Below are 16,134 nucleotides of genomic sequence, written 5' to 3'. Positions count from 1 at the left end.
ATGACCATGTCCACCGACCCCCAGACCACGCCGATTGCGAAGGCCGAGGGCATCGAGCGCTCGAAGCCGATGTCGAAGACGAAGCTCTACGCGCGCCGCTTCTTCCGGAATCTCCCGGCGACGATCGGCCTCGGAATCTTCGCCTTCCTCGTCCTCTTCGCGCTCTTCGGATCGCTCCTGCAGCAGTACGACCACGTCGAGCTCGACTTCCTCGCGCTCTCCGATCCCCCGAGCGCGGAGCACTGGTTCGGGACGACAGGCGCCGGAAACGACATCTACGCCATGACGGTCGAGGGGCTCAAGCGCTCCCTGATGATCGCCCTCGTCGTCGCGACCGGTACGACGGTCATCTCGGCCGTGCTCGGCGCCTCGGCCGCCTACTTCGGCGGCTGGTGGGAGCGCGTCGTGCTCGCCGTCATCCACTTCATGATCGCGGTCCCCGGCTTCCTGCTCGTCGCGCTCGTGACGACAGGCTCGGGCGGCGACTGGTTCGTGCTCTCTCTCATGCTGATCCTCATCGGCTGGATGATCCTCGCCCGCACCGTGTGGACGCTCTCGCTGTCGATCCGCGAGCGCGAGTACATCCAGGCCGCCCGCTACATGGGCGTCGGCGGCTTCCGCATCGTGCTGCGCCACATGCTGCCGAATATGGGCTCGCTCCTCATCATCAACTTCACCCTCGGCGTCGTGAGCGCCGTGCAGTCTGAGACGAGCCTGTCGTTCCTCGGATTCGGCGTGAAGACGCCCGACGTCTCCCTCGGCTCGCTCATCGGCGTGGGCTCCTCACTCGTGACCTCCGCGCCGTGGGTGTTCGCGTTCCCGGCGCTCGTCCTCACGCTCCTGACGGTCTCGATGGCGTTCATCGCCGACGGCCTGCGCGACGCCCTCGATCCGACCTCGGCGGCAGGAGGCCGCGCATGACAGATCCCATCCTCTCCGTCCGCGACCTGACGGTCAGCTTCGCCAGCGAGGCCGGCCGCGTCGACGCCGTGCGCGGCGTCACCTTCGACCTGCACCCCGGCGAGACGATCGGCATCGTCGGCGAGTCGGGCTCCGGCAAGTCGGTCACCTCGCTCGCGATCATGGGCCTGCTCGACGAGAACGCGGCCATCGGCGGCTCGGTCACCTTCGACGGGGAAGAGCTCCTCGGCAAGACCGACAAGCAGATGTCGCGGATCCGCGGCAACGGGCTGTCGATGATCTTCCAGGATCCCCTCACCTCGCTCACGCCCGTGTTCACGATCGGCGACCAGCTCGTCGAGACCCTCACGGCGCACAGGGGGATGTCGAAGCAGGAGGCGTGGCAGCGCGGCATCGAGCTGCTGAAGACCGTCGGCATCCCGAACGCCGAGGCGCGCATGCGCAGCTTCCCACACGAGTTCTCGGGCGGCATGCGGCAGCGCGTGGTGATCGCGATCGCGATCGCGAACCGCCCCAAGCTGATCATCGCGGACGAGCCCACCACGGCGCTCGACGTGACGATCCAGGCGCAGATCCTCGACGTCATCAAGAAGGGCCAGAAGGAGACGGGCGCGGCGGTCATCATGATCACGCACGACATGGGCGTCGTCGCGAGCGTCGCCGACGACGTGCTCGTGATGTACGCGGGCAAGCCCGTCGAACACGCCCCCGTCGACGACCTCTTCGACGACACGCGCATGCCGTACTCGATCGGCCTGCTCGGCGCGATCCCGCGCGTCGACAAGAAGGAGAAGCAGCCGCTCATCCCGATCAAGGGCAATCCGCCCATGCTGATCGGACTGCCCGACGCCTGCCCCTTCGCCGACCGCTGCCCCATCGCGACGGCCGCGTGCCGCCAGGGCGAGCCCGAGCTGGCGCCCGTCGCGGGCGGCGGCGAGCACCTCGCGGCCTGCATTCGCGCCGACGAGATCCGCGACGGCGCGATCGACGGCTCCGCGGTGTTCCCCCCGCCGCCGATCCCCGAGAGCGCCCTCGAAGCGGTGCCGCGCGAGGAGCGCGCCGCGACCCTGGCTGTGACGAACCTCACGAAGACCTTCCCCCTCATGAAGGGCGCGCTCGTGAAGCGGCGCGTCGGCGATGTGCACGCCGTGAAGGACGTCACGTTCGACATCCGCGAGGGCGAGACGCTCGCGATCGTCGGCGAGTCCGGTTCGGGCAAGACGACGACCCTCCTCCAGATCATGGACTTCGCGAAGCAGGAGCACGGCGACATCGTCGTGAACGGCACGAGCGTGAACGACATCCGCTCGTCCCGCCACGAGCGCGAGATGCGCCGCGACATCCAGATCGTGTTCCAGGATCCGATGGGCGCGCTCGACCCCCGCATGACGGTGTTCGACATCATCGCCGAGCCGCTCCTCACGATCGGCACGAGCAAGGACGCGACGCACGAGCGCGTCGACGAGCTCATGGGGCTCGTCGGCCTCAACCCGGCGCACAGCGATCGCTTCCCGCAGGCGTTCTCGGGCGGCCAGCGGCAGCGCATCGGCATCGCCCGCGCGCTCGCGACCGAGCCGCGCCTGCTCGTGCTCGTGCTCGACGAGCCCGTCTCGGCGCTCGACGTGTCGATCCAGGCCGGCGTCATCAATCTGCTCGACGAGCTCAAGGCCCGCCTCGGCCTGTCGTACCTCTTCGTGGCCCACGACCTCTCGGTCGTGCGCCACCTCGCCGACCGGGTCGCGGTCATGTACCTCGGCCAGTTCGTCGAGCTCGGCGACGTCGACGCGGTGTTCGATGACCCGCAGCACCCGTACACACAGGCGCTGCTCTCGGCCATCCCGATCCCCGACCCGCATGTGGAGCGCGCACGAGAGCGCGTGGTCCTGACGGGCGATCTTCCCAGCCCGACCGACAAGATCTCGGGCTGCCCCTTCGTGAGCCGTTGCCCGCTGTACCAGACTCTGGATATGGCGAGCAGGGCTCGCTGTGAGGGCGAGGCCCCACAGCTCACGGGACGCGAGGGTGTTCACACCAACGCGTGCCACCACCGATAAGCCTCCCCCTCAGTCCCACCCAGAGCGCGAAAGCGCGAAAGGAGCACCAATGAACAAGCAGACGAAGTGGCTCACAGCGGCCGCGGTCGCGGCGAGCTTCTCGCTCGCCCTCACGGCCTGCGGCGGCTCGACGCCCTCCGAAGGCGGCGGGGACGAAGCCCCCCGGACCATCGAGGGCGCCGACTACAACCCCGTCGACCGCGCCGACATGCAGCAGGGCGGCACGGTCGTGCGGGCGATCGGCGAGATCTCGCCGCAGATGAACGCCATGCACAGCGATGGGCAGGTCGACACGCAGACGGTCTGGACCTGGTACAACCCCCAGATCATCCTCTCGACGCCCGAGGGCGAGGCCTACCCGAACCCCGCCTACGTCTCGGAGAAGACCGTCGAGGAGGTCGACGGCAACACGGTGCTCACCCTGACCTTCACCGACGAGGCCGAGTTCAACGACGGCACGCCGATGGACTGGAAGACGATCGAGAACACCTGGATCGCGAACAACGGCGAGGGCGACTACGTGCCGAACAGCACGGAGGGCTACCGCAACATCGCCTCCGTCGAGGCCGGCGAGACGGAGAAGCAGGCCGTCGTGACCTTCGACGGCACCTTCGCCTGGGTCGACGCGCTGTTCTTCAACGTCGTGCACCCCGCCGTCGACACGGCCGAGAAGTTCAACGAGGCTTATCTCGAGGAGGCGCACCCCGAGTGGGGCGCCGGCCCGTACACCATCAAGGAGTTCGACAAGAACGGGCGCGTCATCACGTTCGAGCCGAACGAGAACTGGTGGGGCGACGAGCCGATGCTCGACGAGATGACGTTCCGCGAGATGGATGAGACCGCCGCGATGAACGCCTTCCGCAACGGCGAGATCGACATGGTAGGCACGGGCACCGCCGACCGCATGCAGCAGATCGCCGACATGGACGGGGTTACGACTTATCGCGCCGCGCGCGCCGCGACGAATCTGATCGAGCTGAACGCCGAGCGCGAGCAGTTCGCCGACCTCGAGACGCGACAGGCGCTGCTCATGGCGATCAACCGCGAGCAGATCACCGAGGTCATGTGGGACGGCCTCGACTACACGGAGGACCCCGCGGGCTCGCTCAACCTCTACCCGTACCAGGAGGGCTATGAGGACGCGCTGGCGAACGCCGGCTGGGAGTTCAACGTCGACGAGGCGAACGCGATCCTCGACGAGGCCGGCTGGGCGATGGGCGATGACGGCGTGCGCGAGCGCGACGGCGTGCGCTTCGAGGGCCGCCTGCCGTCCTTCGGCGACGACCCGATCACCGAGGCGCGCGGGCGCGTCGTCCAGCAGCAGCTGGCTGAGGTCGGCTTCGAGCTCGAGCTCGACCAGCGCGCGCCGAGCGAGTTCTCGACGACGCTCAGCGAGAAGGACTGGGACCTCGTCATGCTCGGCTTCTCGTCGAGCGACGCCTACGGCGTCATGTGGATGTGCCAGCTGTACTGCGAGGGCAGCGGCCTGAACCTGTCGGCGACGATGGACTCGTCGTTCGACGATCGCATCCACGAGGTCGAGGCGCTCGCGACGCCCGAGGAACAGATCCCCGCCGCGATGGAGCTCGAGGCGGACCTCATCGCCGAGTCGTGGGGCATCCTGCCGCTCTACTCGGGTCCGTCGATCATGACGGTCAAGGACGGCCTGGCGAACCTCACGCCCGAGCCCTACACGGGCCTGGACCTCTTCGGCATCCAGCCGGTGGAGAACTTCGGCTGGGCGGCGGAGTGATCCTCTCCCTCTGAATCACGATCGCGGGGTCGGCGCCAGTGCGCCGGCCCCGCTCTCGTATGCTGGCGGCATGGATCCCCAGGTCGTCCTCGTACACGGGATCCGCACCTCGGCGACGATGTGGCGGGCGCAGCTCGCGCACCTCGCGCGCCGCGGCATCCGGGCGGAGGCCGTCGACCTGCCGGGCCACGGCACGCGTCTGGGCGAGCCGTGGTCGCTCGACGAGGCGATCGGATCCATCGACCGCGCCGTCGCTCGCGCGGCGGAGCGCGGCCCCGTCGTCCTCGTGGGGCACTCGCTCGGCGGGCTGCTCTCGACGGCCTACGTCGGCAGGGCGGGCGCCGCTCCCCCGGTGGCGGCCTTCGTCGGGGCCTGCTGCACGGCCTTCCCGCGCGGCGCGGGCCTCACGGCGTACCGCCTCATGGCGCGCGGTGTGCTGCGCCTGCCGGGCCAGGGCCGCTGGTTCATCCGGCGCGCCCTCGACGCGCAGCTGCCGCCCGAGACCCGCGCCGACCTCGAGGCGGGCGGCTACGCGCTCGGCGCCGAGGACGGCGTCCTCGCGAGCCTCGCCGAGCTGACGCTCGCGCGCTGCCTCGTCCGGATCCAAGCCCGCACGCCGCCCGTCTGGTTCGTGAACGGCGAATGGGATCAGCTCCGCGTGAACGAGCGCACCTTCACCCGGTTGGTGCCGCGCGCCGAGCTCATCGTGGTGCCCCGCACGACGCACCTGCTCACCGCGATGCGGCCCCGGGTCGCGAACGCGCTCATCGACCTCGCCGTGGCGTCCGTCGCGCGGTCAGGCATCCCAGGTCCCACCTGGTAACATTGTGCTTTGGCTTGCGTGGGGGTCCCACACCCGCACACGTCGAACGGCAGCCCCTCTACTGTCGGTCGACAACATCCGACGCACATCACCAACGAAAGCCTGTAACGACGTGGCAAACATCAAGTCGCAGATCAAGCGCATCAAGACCAACGAGAAGGCGCGCGAGCGCAACCGCATCGTGAAGAGCGAGCTCAAGACGCTCGTCCGCGCGACGCGCAAGGCCATCTCGGCCGCCGACAAGGGCGCCGCCGAGGCCGCCTTCGCGAAGGCCTCGAAGAAGCTCGACAAGGCCGCCAGCAAGGGCGTGATCCACAAGAACCAGGCCGCGAACCGCAAGGGCGGCCTGGCGAAGCAGATCGCCGCGCTCTGAGCTGAGCACCACGCAGAAGGCCCGTCCCTGTGGGGGCGGGCCTTCTGCGTTGCGGGCTACGCCCCGAAGGGGGCGCGGGTCGCGACGACCGTGATCATGCGCTCGAGCGCGAACACCGGATCCCTGGACGCGCCCTTGACCTCGGCGTCGGCGCGCGCCACCGCCTGGATCGCCAGGCCGAGCGTGCGCTCGGACCAGCCCGCCTGGAGGTCGCGCCGTGCGCGGTCGACCTGCCAATCGGTCATCTTCAGCTCCTGCGCGATCTGACGGGATGGCCCACGGCGCCCGCCGACCCGCGCCATCGTGCGCAGCTTCATCCCGAAGGCGGCGACGAGGGGAACGGGATCGGCACCGGAATCGAGGGCATGGCGCAGGGTGAGCAGGGCACGCCCGTACTCACCGGCGATCGCCGCGTCGGCGACGTCGAACGCGCTCGTCTCGACCCGGCCGCCGTAGTAGCGGTCCACGATCTTCTCATCGATGTCGCCGGTCGTGTCCTGCAGCAGCTGCTGGCATGCGGCGGCGAGCTCGGCGAGGTCGCCCGAGAACGCCTGCGTCAGGGCGCCGAGCGCCCGCGGCGCGATGCGCCGCCCCGCGTGCCGGAACTCGCCCGCCGCGAACGCCTCGCGGTCGCGGTCGTATTTGATGGCCGGGCACGCGACCTCGACGCCGCCGCCCGCGCCCCCGCGGATCCCGTCGAGCAGCTTCTTGCCGCGCACGCTCGCGCCCGTGTGACGCAGCACGACCGTCGCGCCCTCCTGCGGGGCCTCGAGGTACGCGAGCGCCTCCTGCAGGAACGCATCGGAGCACTTCTCGACGCCGCCGACGCGCACGAGCCGGGGCTCGCCGAACAGCGACGGCGAGGTGACGCCGAGCAGGGTGCCGGCCGTGTAGTCGTCGGCGCGGAGGTCGGTGACCTCGAGCGAGGGGTCATCGCCCTTGAGCGCATCGCGGATCGCGGCCGTCGCGCGCTCGGCGCAGACCTCCTCGGGCCCCGACACGAGCACGATCGGCGCGGCCCGCGGCTCACGCCACGACAGCTGAGGAATCGCAGACGGCTTCTTCGCGGATCCTGAGCGTCGTGCGGCCATGGATCCAGCGTAGCCGCGACGTCTGACGTTCCTCCGCGGGCTGCGGAGATCCGGCGCCCCTCAGCGTGTCCACAGGCGGCGGATCCGCGGAGTTATCTGAGGATCCGCGGATCCCGCGCGGCGGGCTGGGGCGGGATTCCGTAGCGTCGCCGCCATGTCGGATCTCGAGGCCTATCGGCGCGCGTCACCCCGCGCGCGGCTCGGCGTGGGCGCCGCGATCCTCCTGGTGCTCGTCGCACTCGCCGCGACGGTCGGGATCGGCATCTGGCGCAGCGCGAGCGCGCCCGTCGAGCAGATCGCGGGCGACGCGGCGATCGCGACGGCCGCGCCGAGCGCCGCGCCGGCGGACGCGGTCTACGTGCACGTGTCCGGCGCGGTGCGCTCCCCCGGGCTGTACGTCGTGCAGGCGGGTGCGCGCGTCGTCGACGCGATCTCGGCGGCGGGCGGACTGGCGAGCGACGCGGCCTCCGCCGGGGTGAACCTCGCCCGCCCCGTCACCGACGGCGAGCAGCTCGTCGTGCCGGTCGAGGGAGAGGATCCCGCCGCCGGCGCCCCGGGCGGCGCGGCGACCCCCGCTCTCGTGAACATCAACACGGCCGACGGCGCCGCGCTCGAGACCCTCACCGGCATCGGACCCGCCCTCGCACAGCGCATCATCGACTGGCGGCAGGCCGAGGGTCCCTTCGGATCCGTCGATGACCTCCTGGCAGTGTCGGGCATCGGCCCCTCCGTCCTCGAGTCGGTGCGGGAACAGGCGACGGTGTGAACGTGCCGGGGAACGGACGGCGCCCGGGCGAGGGAACGACCGGAACGCGGATGCTCCCCGCCGAGCAGGGTCCTGGCCACGAGGCGGACGGCTCGGCGCGGCGCGGATCGTCCGCGCGCGATATGCGCCTGCTGCCGGTCGCGCTCGCGGCCTGGGCCGCCGCACTCTCCGCGGTGCTGGCGCCGCAGGTCGCCTCGGGGGTCGCGGTCGCATCGTGGGGCGCCGCGGCGGTGTCGCTGCTGTTCGCCGTCGGAGTGCCTGGCCTCAGTCCGGGCCAGGATGCACTCGCGGGCGCACTCGTCCGGTTCCACCCGTGGGGCGCGCTCGCGGGCATCGCGTTCGCCGCGGCCGCCGTCGCCGCGAGCCACGCGGCCCTCGCACACCCCGTGCGGGAGGCGAGCGCCGCCGAGCTCGACGGGCGGGTGTCGTCGCTCGTCGTCGACGTCACGACCAAAGTCGAGCCGTCGGCCGATGGCGTCCGCTTCGACGGATCCGCCCACACGGATGCCGGGGAGGCGACCGTGCGCGTGATCTGGCGCGGAGGAGCGCCTCCCGACGGGCTCGACCTCGGGGCGCGCGTCGAGGTGACCGGCGGTGCGCGGCCGACCGGCACCGGCGATGCCGCCGTCTCGGTCGTCGTCGCCGATGCTGTCGATGTGCGCTCACCGCCCGCCCACGTCCTCGCGATCTCGAGCGCGCTGCGGCGCGGCTTCGTCGAGGACGTCGTCCGGGGGCTCCCCGAGCCCGGCGCGGGGCTCCTGCCCGGCCTCTCGGTCGGTGAGACGAGCGGCGTGTCCGACGAGCTCGATGCCGCGATGAAGGCGTCGTCGCTCAGCCACCTGACGGCCGTCTCCGGCAGCAACTGCGCGCTCGTCGTGGGCATCGCGTTCGGTCTCTGCGCCGCCTGCGGTGCGGGGCGCCGTACGCGCGTCGCGTGCTCGCTCGTCGTGCTCGCGGGATTCGTCGTGCTCGTGACCCCGGAGGCGAGCGTGATCCGCGCCGGCGCGATGGCGGCGATCGCGATGCTGGCGCTGCTGCTCGGCCGGCGCGGGGCCGGCGTCGCCGTGCTCTCGCTCGCCGTGACGCTGCTCGTCGGCGCGGATCCGTGGCTCGCGACGAACTTCGGCTTCCTGCTCTCGGCGGGCGCGACCGGCGCGCTCCTGCTCCTCGCCGAGCCCCTCGCGCGCGGCCTCGGTCGCTGGATGCCGCGCGCCGTCGCGCTCGGGATCGCGGTGCCCCTCGCGGCGCAGATCGTGTGCGGCCCGATCATCGTGCTGTTCGCGCCGGAGGTGGCGCTGTACGGCGTCGTCGCCAACATGATCGCGGGTCCCGCCGCGCCGCTCGCGACGGTGCTCGGGCTCGTGGCGTGCCTCGCGCAGCCGATCGAGCCGCTCGCCCTCGGCGCGGCCGCGATCGCGTGGGCACCGTCGGCATGGGTCGCTCAGACCGCCACGACGTTCGCCGCGCTCCCCGCCTCGCGGCTGCCGTGGCACGAGGGATGGTGGGGCTTCCTCGTGCTGGCCGGCTTCGGCGCCTGCGCGGTCCTCGCCGTCGTCCGGCTGCCGGATCATGCGTGGATGCGAGGGATCCGGCGCGGGAGCGTCGGCGTCCTCGCCGTCGCCATCGGCATCGGATCCGGCGTCGTCGCCTGGCACGGCGGCATCGCACCGCTCGCGATGCCGCGCGACTGGTCGGTCGCGCTCTGCGACGTCGGACAGGGCGACGCGATCCTCCTCCGCTCCGCGGGGCGCGTCGCGCTCGTCGACACGGGGCCGGACCCCGACGCCCTCGACGCCTGCCTGGACCGGCTCGGCATCGACCGCGTCGACCTCGTCTTCCTCACCCACTTCGACATCGACCACGTCGGTGCCCTCTCTGTGCTCGCCGACCGTGCCGGGACGATCATCCACGGGCCGTTCGCACCCGACGACGACATCGTTCCCGTGCACGACGCGAGCGACGACGTTCGCCAAGGCCACGCGGGGATGCACGGATCGCTCGGCGACGCGGCATGGCGGATCCTCTGGCCCGCCGAGAACACCCGCGCGTTCGACGCGGGCAACGACACGAGCCTCGTGATCGAACTGACCGGGCCCGACATCCCGCGCACCCTCCTGCTCGGCGACCTCTCCGAGAGCGCGCAGCGGGTCCTCTCCGCGTCCGACGCCCTCGCGGGCGAGTTCGACGTCGTCAAGGTCGCGCATCACGGCAGCCGCGACCAGCTCGCCGAGCTGTACCTCCGCGCGCGTCCCCGTGTCGCCCTCATCGGCGTCGGCGAGAACGACTACGGGCACCCGCATCCCGACCTGCTTGCGACGCTCGCCCGTGCGGGCGCGAGCGTCGCCCGCACGGACACCGACGGGCTCGTGCTCGTGAGCGCGACCGACGGCCTCCGGATCTGGCGGGAACGACGGTGAGCCGCGCGTCGATCACCGCAGAGAGGGCGCCCGCTCGAGACGCCCTCCTCCGCTCCTCGCGGCCTACTTCACGACGAGGCTGACGATCTTCGGGGCGCGCACGATCGCCTTCACGATCTGCTTGTCGCCGACGAAGCGCCGCACCTTCTCGTCATCGCGCGCCAGCTTCTCGAGCGACTCCGCGTCGATCTTCGCGGAGACGGTGAGCTGGGAGCGCACCTTGCCGTTGACCTGGACGACCGCCGTGACGTCCTCCTCGACGAGGAGGGTCGGGTCGGCCGGGCGCCACGACACCTGACTGACCGACGGCTCGTAGCCGAGCGTCTCCCACATCTCCTCGGCCGTGTGCGGCGCGAACAGATCGAGGATCATGGCCGTCGCCTCGACGGCCTCGCGCACGGCCGGATCCGCGCCGCCGGCGCCCTGATCGATCGTCTTGCGGATCGCGTTGACGAGCTCCATCAGGCGAGCCACGACGACGTTGAACTTGGTCTGCTCGACGAGGCCCGGAGCGTCGGCCAGGAGCCGGTGCGTCACGCGCCGCAGCGACGTGTCGCCGTCGGCCCACTTGACTCCCGTGGCGCTCGTGACGTCGCCCGCCGCGCGCACCGCGCGCGCCAGGAACTTCGTCGCGGCGGCCGCGTGCACATCCTTCCAGTCCTTGTCGTCCTCGACCGGCCCGGCGAAGGCGAGGGCGACGCGGACGGCGTCGGACCCGTGCGCGGCGATCTCGTCGGTGATCTCGACGAGATTGCCCTTCGACTTCGACATCTTCGTGCCGTCGAGCAGGATCATGCCCTGGTTGATGAGGCTCGAGAACGGCTCGGTGAAGTCGACGTGCCCCATGTCGAACAGCACCTTGGTGATGAACCGCGCGTACAGCAGGTGCAGGATCGCGTGCTCGACGCCGCCGATGTAGCTGTCGACGGGCGCCCAGCGCAGGGCGCTCTTCGGATCGAACGCGGCCGTCTCGTCGCGCGGCGAGAGGAAGCGCAGGAAGTACCACGAGCTGTCGACGAAGGTGTCCATCGTGTCGGCGTCGCGCAGCGCCGTCTCGCCCGTCACGGGATCCGTCGTCGTCACCCAGTCGGTCGCCGCGCCGAGAGGCGAGGACCCCTTCGGCTTCAGGTCGAGATCCTTCGCCTGCGGCAGCGTGACGGGCAGCTGCTCCGCGGGCACCTTCTCGATGCGCCCGTCGGACGTGTGCACCATCGGGATCGGCGTGCCCCAGAAGCGCTGGCGCGAGATGAGCCAGTCGCGCAGACGGTACTGCTTCGCGGCGCGCCCCGTGCCGCGCTTCTCGAGGATCTCGATCGCGCGGGCGATCGCGTTGCGCTTGGACAGGCCGTTGAGCTCGCCCGAGTTCATCAGGCGGCCCTCGCCCGCGAGCGCCTCGCCCGTCTCGATGGGGCTCGGCAGCGGATCCGGATCGATGAGGTTGCCGTCCTCGTCGGTCTCGATCACCGGGATCGCCCCCGTGATGGGCGCCGTCGTGTCGACGACGACCCGCACGGGCAGGTCGTACTTCCGGGCGAAGTCGAGGTCGCGCTGGTCGTGGGCGGGCACCGCCATGACGGCGCCGTGCCCGTAGTCGGCGAGGACGTAGTCGGCCGTCCAGATCGGCAGGCGCTCGCCGCTGACGGGGTTGATCGCGAAGCGCTCGAGCGGCACGCCCGTCTTCTCGCGGTCGGTCGACTGCCGCTCGATGTCGGTCTCCTTCTGCGTCGCCGCGAGGTACTCCTCGAAGCGCGCCTTGACCGCCGGATCCGCATCGGCGACGAGCTCGGCCGCCAGCGCACTGTCGGGCGCGACGACCATGAACGTCGCGCCGTACAGCGTGTCGGGGCGCGTCGAGAACACCGTGACGGGCTCGTCGCGGCCCTCGATCCGGAAGTCGATGTCGGCGCCGACCGAGCGGCCGATCCAGTTGCGCTGCATCTGCAGCACCTTGCTCGGCCAGGCGCCCTCGAGCTGGTTGAGGTCGTCGAGCAGGCGGTCGGCGTAGTCGGTGATCTTGAAGTACCACTGCGTGAGGTTCTTCTTCACGACCTCGGCGCCGCAGCGCTCGCACCGCCCGTCGACGACCTGCTCGTTCGCGAGCACCGTCTGGTCGTTCGGGCACCAGTTGACCGGGCTCTCCTTGCGATATGCGAGGCCGCGGTCGTGCAGCTGCTGGAACAGCCACTGGTTCCAGCGGTAGTACTCGGGATCGGAGGTGTGCAGGACGCGCGACCAGTCGAACGAGACGCCGTAGCGCTTCAGGCTCGCGCGCTGCTGCGCGATGTTGTCGTAGGTCCACTCGCGCGGATCCGCCCCCCGCTGGATCGCCGCGTTCTCGGCGGGCAGGCCGAACGAGTCCCAGCCGATGGGGTGCAGCACGTTGTAGCCGCGGTGGCGCCAGAAGCGCGCGATGATGTCGCTGTAGAGGTAGTTCTCCGCGTGGCCCATGTGCATGTCGCCCGACGGGTACGGGAACATCGCGAGCACATACTTGCGCGGACGGTTGTCGCCGTCGTCGCCGGCGAGGAACGTCTCGTTCCGCTCCCAGTACTCCTGCCACTTCGCCTGGACGGCGTGGACGTCGTGCACCTCGGAGGGCGCGGGATTCTCGGGAACGGTGGTCTGTGACACGTCGAATGGGGCCTATCGTCGGAAGACTCGCGCGCAGGGGCGTGCCCGCGCGCATCTGAGGAGACTCCAGGGTACCGCGCACCGCCGACACGGCCCACCGGCCGTAGGATCGGGGACGTGATCAACGATGTCCTGACGGCGATCCTCGACGTCGTGCAGGGCGTGGCGCCCTGGCTGCGGATCCTCATCGCCTCTGTGGCGATCATGCTCGAGACGAGCGTGCTGGTCGGGCTCATCGTCCCCGGCGACACGATCGTGATCGTCAGCGCGATGGGCGTCACCTCGGCCGTCGAGGCCGTGATCCTCGGCGCGTTCATCGTCGCAGGGGCGATCGCGGGCGAGAGCATCGGCTATGCGATCGGCCGCTGGGCGGGGCCGCGTCTCGAGCACTCGTGGCTCGGGCGCCGCATCGGCGCCCGCAACTGGGCCCGCGCCGAGACCTATCTGCGTCGGCGCGGCGGCATCGCGATCTTCCTCTCGCGCTTCCTCCCCGTGCTCCACTCGCTCGTCCCCCTCACCGTCGGGATGTCCGGGTATCCGTACCGGAAGTTCCTCGCCTGGACGCTGCCGGCCTGTGTGCTGTGGTCGACGATCTACATCGCGATCGCGGCCGGCGCGGCCGAGACGTATCGTGAGCTCGCCGACAGCGCGCACTGGGCGGGGTACGCGTTCTTCGGCATCATCGTGCTCGGCCTCCTCGTCGTGTTCGGCGGGAAGAAGCTCCTGCACTGGTTCGAGCACCGACACATGAAAGACTGACGGGCGATGTCCTCCCGCCCTGCGCGCTCCGATCGCGCCCTCCCCGCGAAGATCCACTGGGTCGCCCGCATCGAGCGCCGCTTCCACGGCTGGCGCGAGCGCATGGCGCGCCGATCCGGGCGCACGCCGCAGGTCGTGCCGTTCCCGGGATACGGCGGAGACGGCTGGATCCGCGTCGTCGGTCGCGTGCTGATCCTCCCGCCGCTCGCGAGCCGCGGATCCGGCGACGGCGTCCGCGGCTGGCGCTCGTTCGTCGGGATCCCCGTCGCGTTCGCGACCGTGACCGTGCGGATCGGCGACGCTCACCACGAGATCGTCGCGGATCGCGGCGGCGTGATCGACACGGTCCTCCCGGCGGATCTCGCGCCCGGCTGGCAGACGTTCCAGATGTCGGTCGAGGGCGGCGCTCCCGTCGACGCTCGGATCTTCGTCGTCGACCCCGCCGTGCGCTTCGGCGTCGTGTGCGACGTCGACGACACCGTCATGGTGACGGCGCTGCCGCGCCCGCTGCTCGCCGCGTGGAACTCGTTCGTGCTGAACGAGCACGCTCGGCAGCCGGTTCCGGGCATGGCGGTGCTGCTCGAGCGCGTCATGCGCGAGCACCCCGGCGCCCCCATGCTGTACCTGTCGACGGGGGCATGGAACGTCGCGCCGACCCTGACGCGGTTCCTGCACCGCAATCTGTTCCCGCGGGGCGCGATGCTGCTCACCGACTGGGGGCCGACGCACGACCGCTGGTTCCGCAGCGGCCGCGCCCACAAAGAGGACAATCTGCGCCGCCTCGCCGAGGAGTTCCCGCACGTCGAGTGGCTGCTCATCGGCGACGACGGGCAGCACGACGACGAGATCTACACGCAGTTCACGGCGGAGCATCCGTCGTCGGTCGCGGGGGTGGCGATCCGCCGCCTGACCGCGGCGGAGGCCGTCCTCGCGGGCGGCCGCACCTCGGTCGACGACCACTCCGCCGCGGGCGTGCCGTGGGTCGCGTCGCACGACGGCGCGGGCCTCGCGAAGCGCCTCGAGCGCGTGGGCCTGCTCGGCTGAGAGCGCCGCGCGCCCCCTGCGGGTGCACATGCGCCCGGGCCGCACGCTCCCGCACGACGCCACGCCGGCGCGCTCCCTCGAGAGTGCCGCCGCACCCTGATCAGCGCGGCGCAGGGCACTTGCGCACTCGGGAGGCTCTTCGTCACCGTCGTCGCCCGAGCATGAAGGCTTCCGATGTGCGCCAGGTCGCGTCCGACTGCTCGACGAGAAGTGTCAGGAGTTCCACGCGACCGTGGAGCGGCAGGCGCGTCTGGATCGCCCGCTCCGCTTCACGCAGCTCCGTATGTGGGCGGCCGTCCCCGATCGTCAGATGCGGGACGGTTTCCGCGTGCGCCCCGTCGTACGGGCGCAAGGCGGGGAAAACGCGCTCGACGGATCCGATCAGTGCGCGAAAGGGCGCATCGTCGGCTGGTGCGAGCCACAGCACATCATCGCCGAACCAGCCCGTCGAGGCGAGAACGCAATCGAACGGTTCGAGGGGCGTGAGGGCTGCAGCGAGTCTCTCCCTGACGTCGTCGCCGCGAAACGGCTGCGGAACCCCGGGATGACCATCCCGTTTCGCGGAGTGCGCACACTCAAGACGATGCCCAGCGGGGCGGTCGGCCCGAAGGCCGAGCGCGCGGATGCGTGGCGACGGATCCGCGCCTACGCCGAGATCATGCCCGAGCATGCCTACTTCGTCGGCCCGACCGCGGCGCTCATCGGCGGCGTTCCGCTCCCTGTCGGACTGCACGATGAGCTGTATGTGGGAGTCGACTATCCGCGGACCCCGCCGCGACGACCGGGGATCCGCGGAATGCGCATCGGCGCGCCTCGGCACGTGTACCGGATCCAGGGGCTGCGCATCGCCGATCCGGCGCTGACCTGGGCGACGCTGGGCCCTCTCCTCGACGAGTACGACCTCGTGGCGGCCACCGACCACCTGCTCCGCGTCCCGCGCTCGCCGGGAGGCCTCGTCCCGCTCGACCGAACGGATCCCTATGCGACGCGCGAGACGCTCGCCGAAGCTCTCGACGGCCATCGCTGGCGCGCGGCACCGAGACTGCGCCGCGCTCTCGAGCGCGCACGCACCGGATCATCGTCTCGCCCGGAGACGCTGGTGCGTCTGCTCATCGTCGACGCGGGGCTCCCGGAGCCCGCCCTCGACTACGACGTGTACGACGATGACGACCTGTTCATCGGCGCCGCCGACCTGGCCTATCCGCGCAGCAGGCTGGCCGTCGAGTACGAGGGCGAGGGCCATCTGGATCGCGCGCAGTTCGAACGCGACATCGAGCGGTTCGCGCGGTACGAGGAGGCGGGCTGGTCGTATGTGCGGCTCACGTCGCGACACGTGTTCCAACTGCCAGAGGAGGTGCCGCGGCGCGTGCGCCGCAAGCTCGAGCGGTCCTGATCGGCGGCGCCCCGCGACTGACGCCACGCTGCCGAGTGCCGCCGCGCCCTCCGGCGCGTGCCAAAGGGCGGGAGCGCACTCGGGAGCGGGCGCGCCCGGAGGCGGCGCC

At 71.1% G+C, this 16,134-nt stretch carries 13 protein-coding genes; 10 read left to right on the top strand and 3 right to left on the bottom strand.

Features of this window, described 5'->3' with window-relative positions:
• From GB932_RS05700 to rpsT, 5 genes are all read left to right on the top strand, one after another.
• Entirely contained in the window at positions 1 to 921 is a 921-nt protein-coding gene (locus GB932_RS05700; RefSeq protein WP_156759707.1) for an ABC transporter permease, read from the top strand.
• Positions 918 to 2,975, top strand: coding sequence for an ABC transporter ATP-binding protein (locus tag GB932_RS05695; protein WP_156759706.1), 2,058 nt, complete (start codon positions 918 to 920; stop codon positions 2,973 to 2,975). The genes GB932_RS05700 and GB932_RS05695 overlap by 4 nt, the downstream gene beginning before the upstream one ends.
• Positions 2,976 to 3,024: 49 nt before the next feature.
• The gene (locus tag GB932_RS05690) at positions 3,025 to 4,728 is read left to right on the top strand and encodes an ABC transporter family substrate-binding protein (protein WP_197517318.1); all 1,704 of its coding nucleotides are present in this window, start codon (positions 3,025 to 3,027) and stop codon (positions 4,726 to 4,728) included.
• 70 nt (positions 4,729 to 4,798) lie between these two features.
• Positions 4,799 to 5,551, top strand: coding sequence for an alpha/beta fold hydrolase (locus tag GB932_RS05685; RefSeq protein ID WP_156759705.1), 753 nt, complete (start codon positions 4,799 to 4,801; stop codon positions 5,549 to 5,551).
• 112 nt (positions 5,552 to 5,663) lie between these two features.
• A complete protein-coding gene (rpsT, locus tag GB932_RS05680) occupies positions 5,664 to 5,924 on the top strand; it encodes a 30S ribosomal protein S20 (RefSeq protein WP_156759704.1) in 261 nt (86 codons plus the stop codon).
• A 56-nt stretch (positions 5,925 to 5,980) separates the two neighbouring features.
• Here the strand turns inward: rpsT and holA are convergent, their stop codons facing one another.
• Positions 5,981 to 7,015, bottom strand: coding sequence for a DNA polymerase III subunit delta (holA, locus tag GB932_RS05675; protein ID WP_156759703.1), 1,035 nt, complete (start codon positions 7,013 to 7,015; stop codon positions 5,981 to 5,983).
• Positions 7,016 to 7,169: 154 nt separating this feature from the next.
• Here holA and GB932_RS05670 point away from each other — a divergent pair, with 154 nt between their 5' ends.
• Both GB932_RS05670 and GB932_RS05665 read left to right on the top strand, forming a co-directional pair.
• A complete protein-coding gene (locus tag GB932_RS05670) occupies positions 7,170 to 7,781 on the top strand; it encodes a ComEA family DNA-binding protein (RefSeq protein ID WP_156759702.1) in 612 nt (203 codons plus the stop codon).
• A 2-nt stretch (positions 7,782 to 7,783) separates the two neighbouring features.
• The gene (locus GB932_RS05665; RefSeq protein WP_231916008.1) at positions 7,784 to 10,198 is read left to right on the top strand and encodes a ComEC/Rec2 family competence protein; all 2,415 of its coding nucleotides are present in this window, start codon (positions 7,784 to 7,786) and stop codon (positions 10,196 to 10,198) included.
• A 63-nt stretch (positions 10,199 to 10,261) separates the two neighbouring features.
• Here GB932_RS05665 and leuS read toward each other — a convergent pair whose 3' ends face one another.
• Positions 10,262 to 12,829 (bottom strand): leucine--tRNA ligase, encoded by a 2,568-nt coding sequence (leuS, locus tag GB932_RS05660; RefSeq protein ID WP_156759701.1) that lies wholly within the window; start codon positions 12,827 to 12,829, stop codon positions 10,262 to 10,264.
• 120 nt (positions 12,830 to 12,949) lie between these two features.
• Here leuS and GB932_RS05655 point away from each other — a divergent pair, with 120 nt between their 5' ends.
• Positions 12,950 to 13,588: a DedA family protein gene (locus GB932_RS05655; RefSeq protein ID WP_156759808.1), complete on the top strand. Its 639-nt coding sequence runs from the start codon at positions 12,950 to 12,952 to the stop codon at positions 13,586 to 13,588.
• Between the two features lie 6 nt (positions 13,589 to 13,594).
• Entirely contained in the window at positions 13,595 to 14,632 is a 1,038-nt protein-coding gene (locus GB932_RS05650; RefSeq protein WP_156759700.1) for an App1 family protein phosphatidate phosphatase, read from the top strand.
• A gap of 142 nt (positions 14,633 to 14,774) precedes the next feature.
• On the opposite strand, the gene GB932_RS05645 is transcribed toward GB932_RS05650, so the two are convergent.
• Positions 14,775 to 15,302: a 2'-5' RNA ligase family protein gene (locus GB932_RS05645; protein ID WP_156759699.1), complete on the bottom strand. Its 528-nt coding sequence runs from the start codon at positions 15,300 to 15,302 to the stop codon at positions 14,775 to 14,777.
• Here GB932_RS05645 and GB932_RS05640 point away from each other — a divergent pair.
• Positions 15,216 to 16,025, top strand: a complete 810-nt coding sequence (locus GB932_RS05640) for a putative endonuclease domain-containing protein (protein WP_197517333.1) — start codon at positions 15,216 to 15,218, stop codon at positions 16,023 to 16,025. The two genes, GB932_RS05645 and GB932_RS05640, sit on opposite strands and share 87 nt — an antisense overlap.
• Positions 16,026 to 16,134: the final 109 nt, after the last annotated feature.

The organism is Microbacterium karelineae, from assembly GCF_009745985.1.
GTDB lineage: Bacteria > Actinomycetota > Actinomycetes > Actinomycetales > Microbacteriaceae > Microbacterium > Microbacterium karelineae.
The sequence above is the reverse complement of the archived record's forward strand: the minus strand, read 5'-3'. Positions and strand labels throughout refer to the sequence as shown.

What these genes read in the sequence shown, in the direction of transcription:
- GB932_RS05695 (WP_156759706.1), top strand. Translation starts at nt 918, where the DNA reads ATGACAGATCCCATCCTCTCCGTCCGCGACCTGACGGTCAGCTTCGCC.
- GB932_RS05640 (WP_197517333.1), top strand. Translation starts at nt 15,216, where the DNA reads ATGCCCAGCGGGGCGGTCGGCCCGAAGGCCGAGCGCGCGGATGCGTGG.
- GB932_RS05650 (WP_156759700.1), top strand. Translation starts at nt 13,595, where the DNA reads ATGTCCTCCCGCCCTGCGCGCTCCGATCGCGCCCTCCCCGCGAAGATC.
- GB932_RS05645 (WP_156759699.1), bottom strand. Translation starts at nt 15,302, where the DNA reads ATGCTCGGGCATGATCTCGGCGTAGGCGCGGATCCGTCGCCACGCATC.
- GB932_RS05685 (WP_156759705.1), top strand. Translation starts at nt 4,799, where the DNA reads ATGGATCCCCAGGTCGTCCTCGTACACGGGATCCGCACCTCGGCGACG.
- GB932_RS05670 (WP_156759702.1), top strand. Translation starts at nt 7,170, where the DNA reads ATGTCGGATCTCGAGGCCTATCGGCGCGCGTCACCCCGCGCGCGGCTC.
- GB932_RS05700 (WP_156759707.1), top strand. Translation starts at nt 1, where the DNA reads ATGACCATGTCCACCGACCCCCAGACCACGCCGATTGCGAAGGCCGAG.
- holA (WP_156759703.1), bottom strand. Translation starts at nt 7,015, where the DNA reads ATGGCCGCACGACGCTCAGGATCCGCGAAGAAGCCGTCTGCGATTCCT.
- GB932_RS05690 (WP_197517318.1), top strand. Translation starts at nt 3,025, where the DNA reads ATGAACAAGCAGACGAAGTGGCTCACAGCGGCCGCGGTCGCGGCGAGC.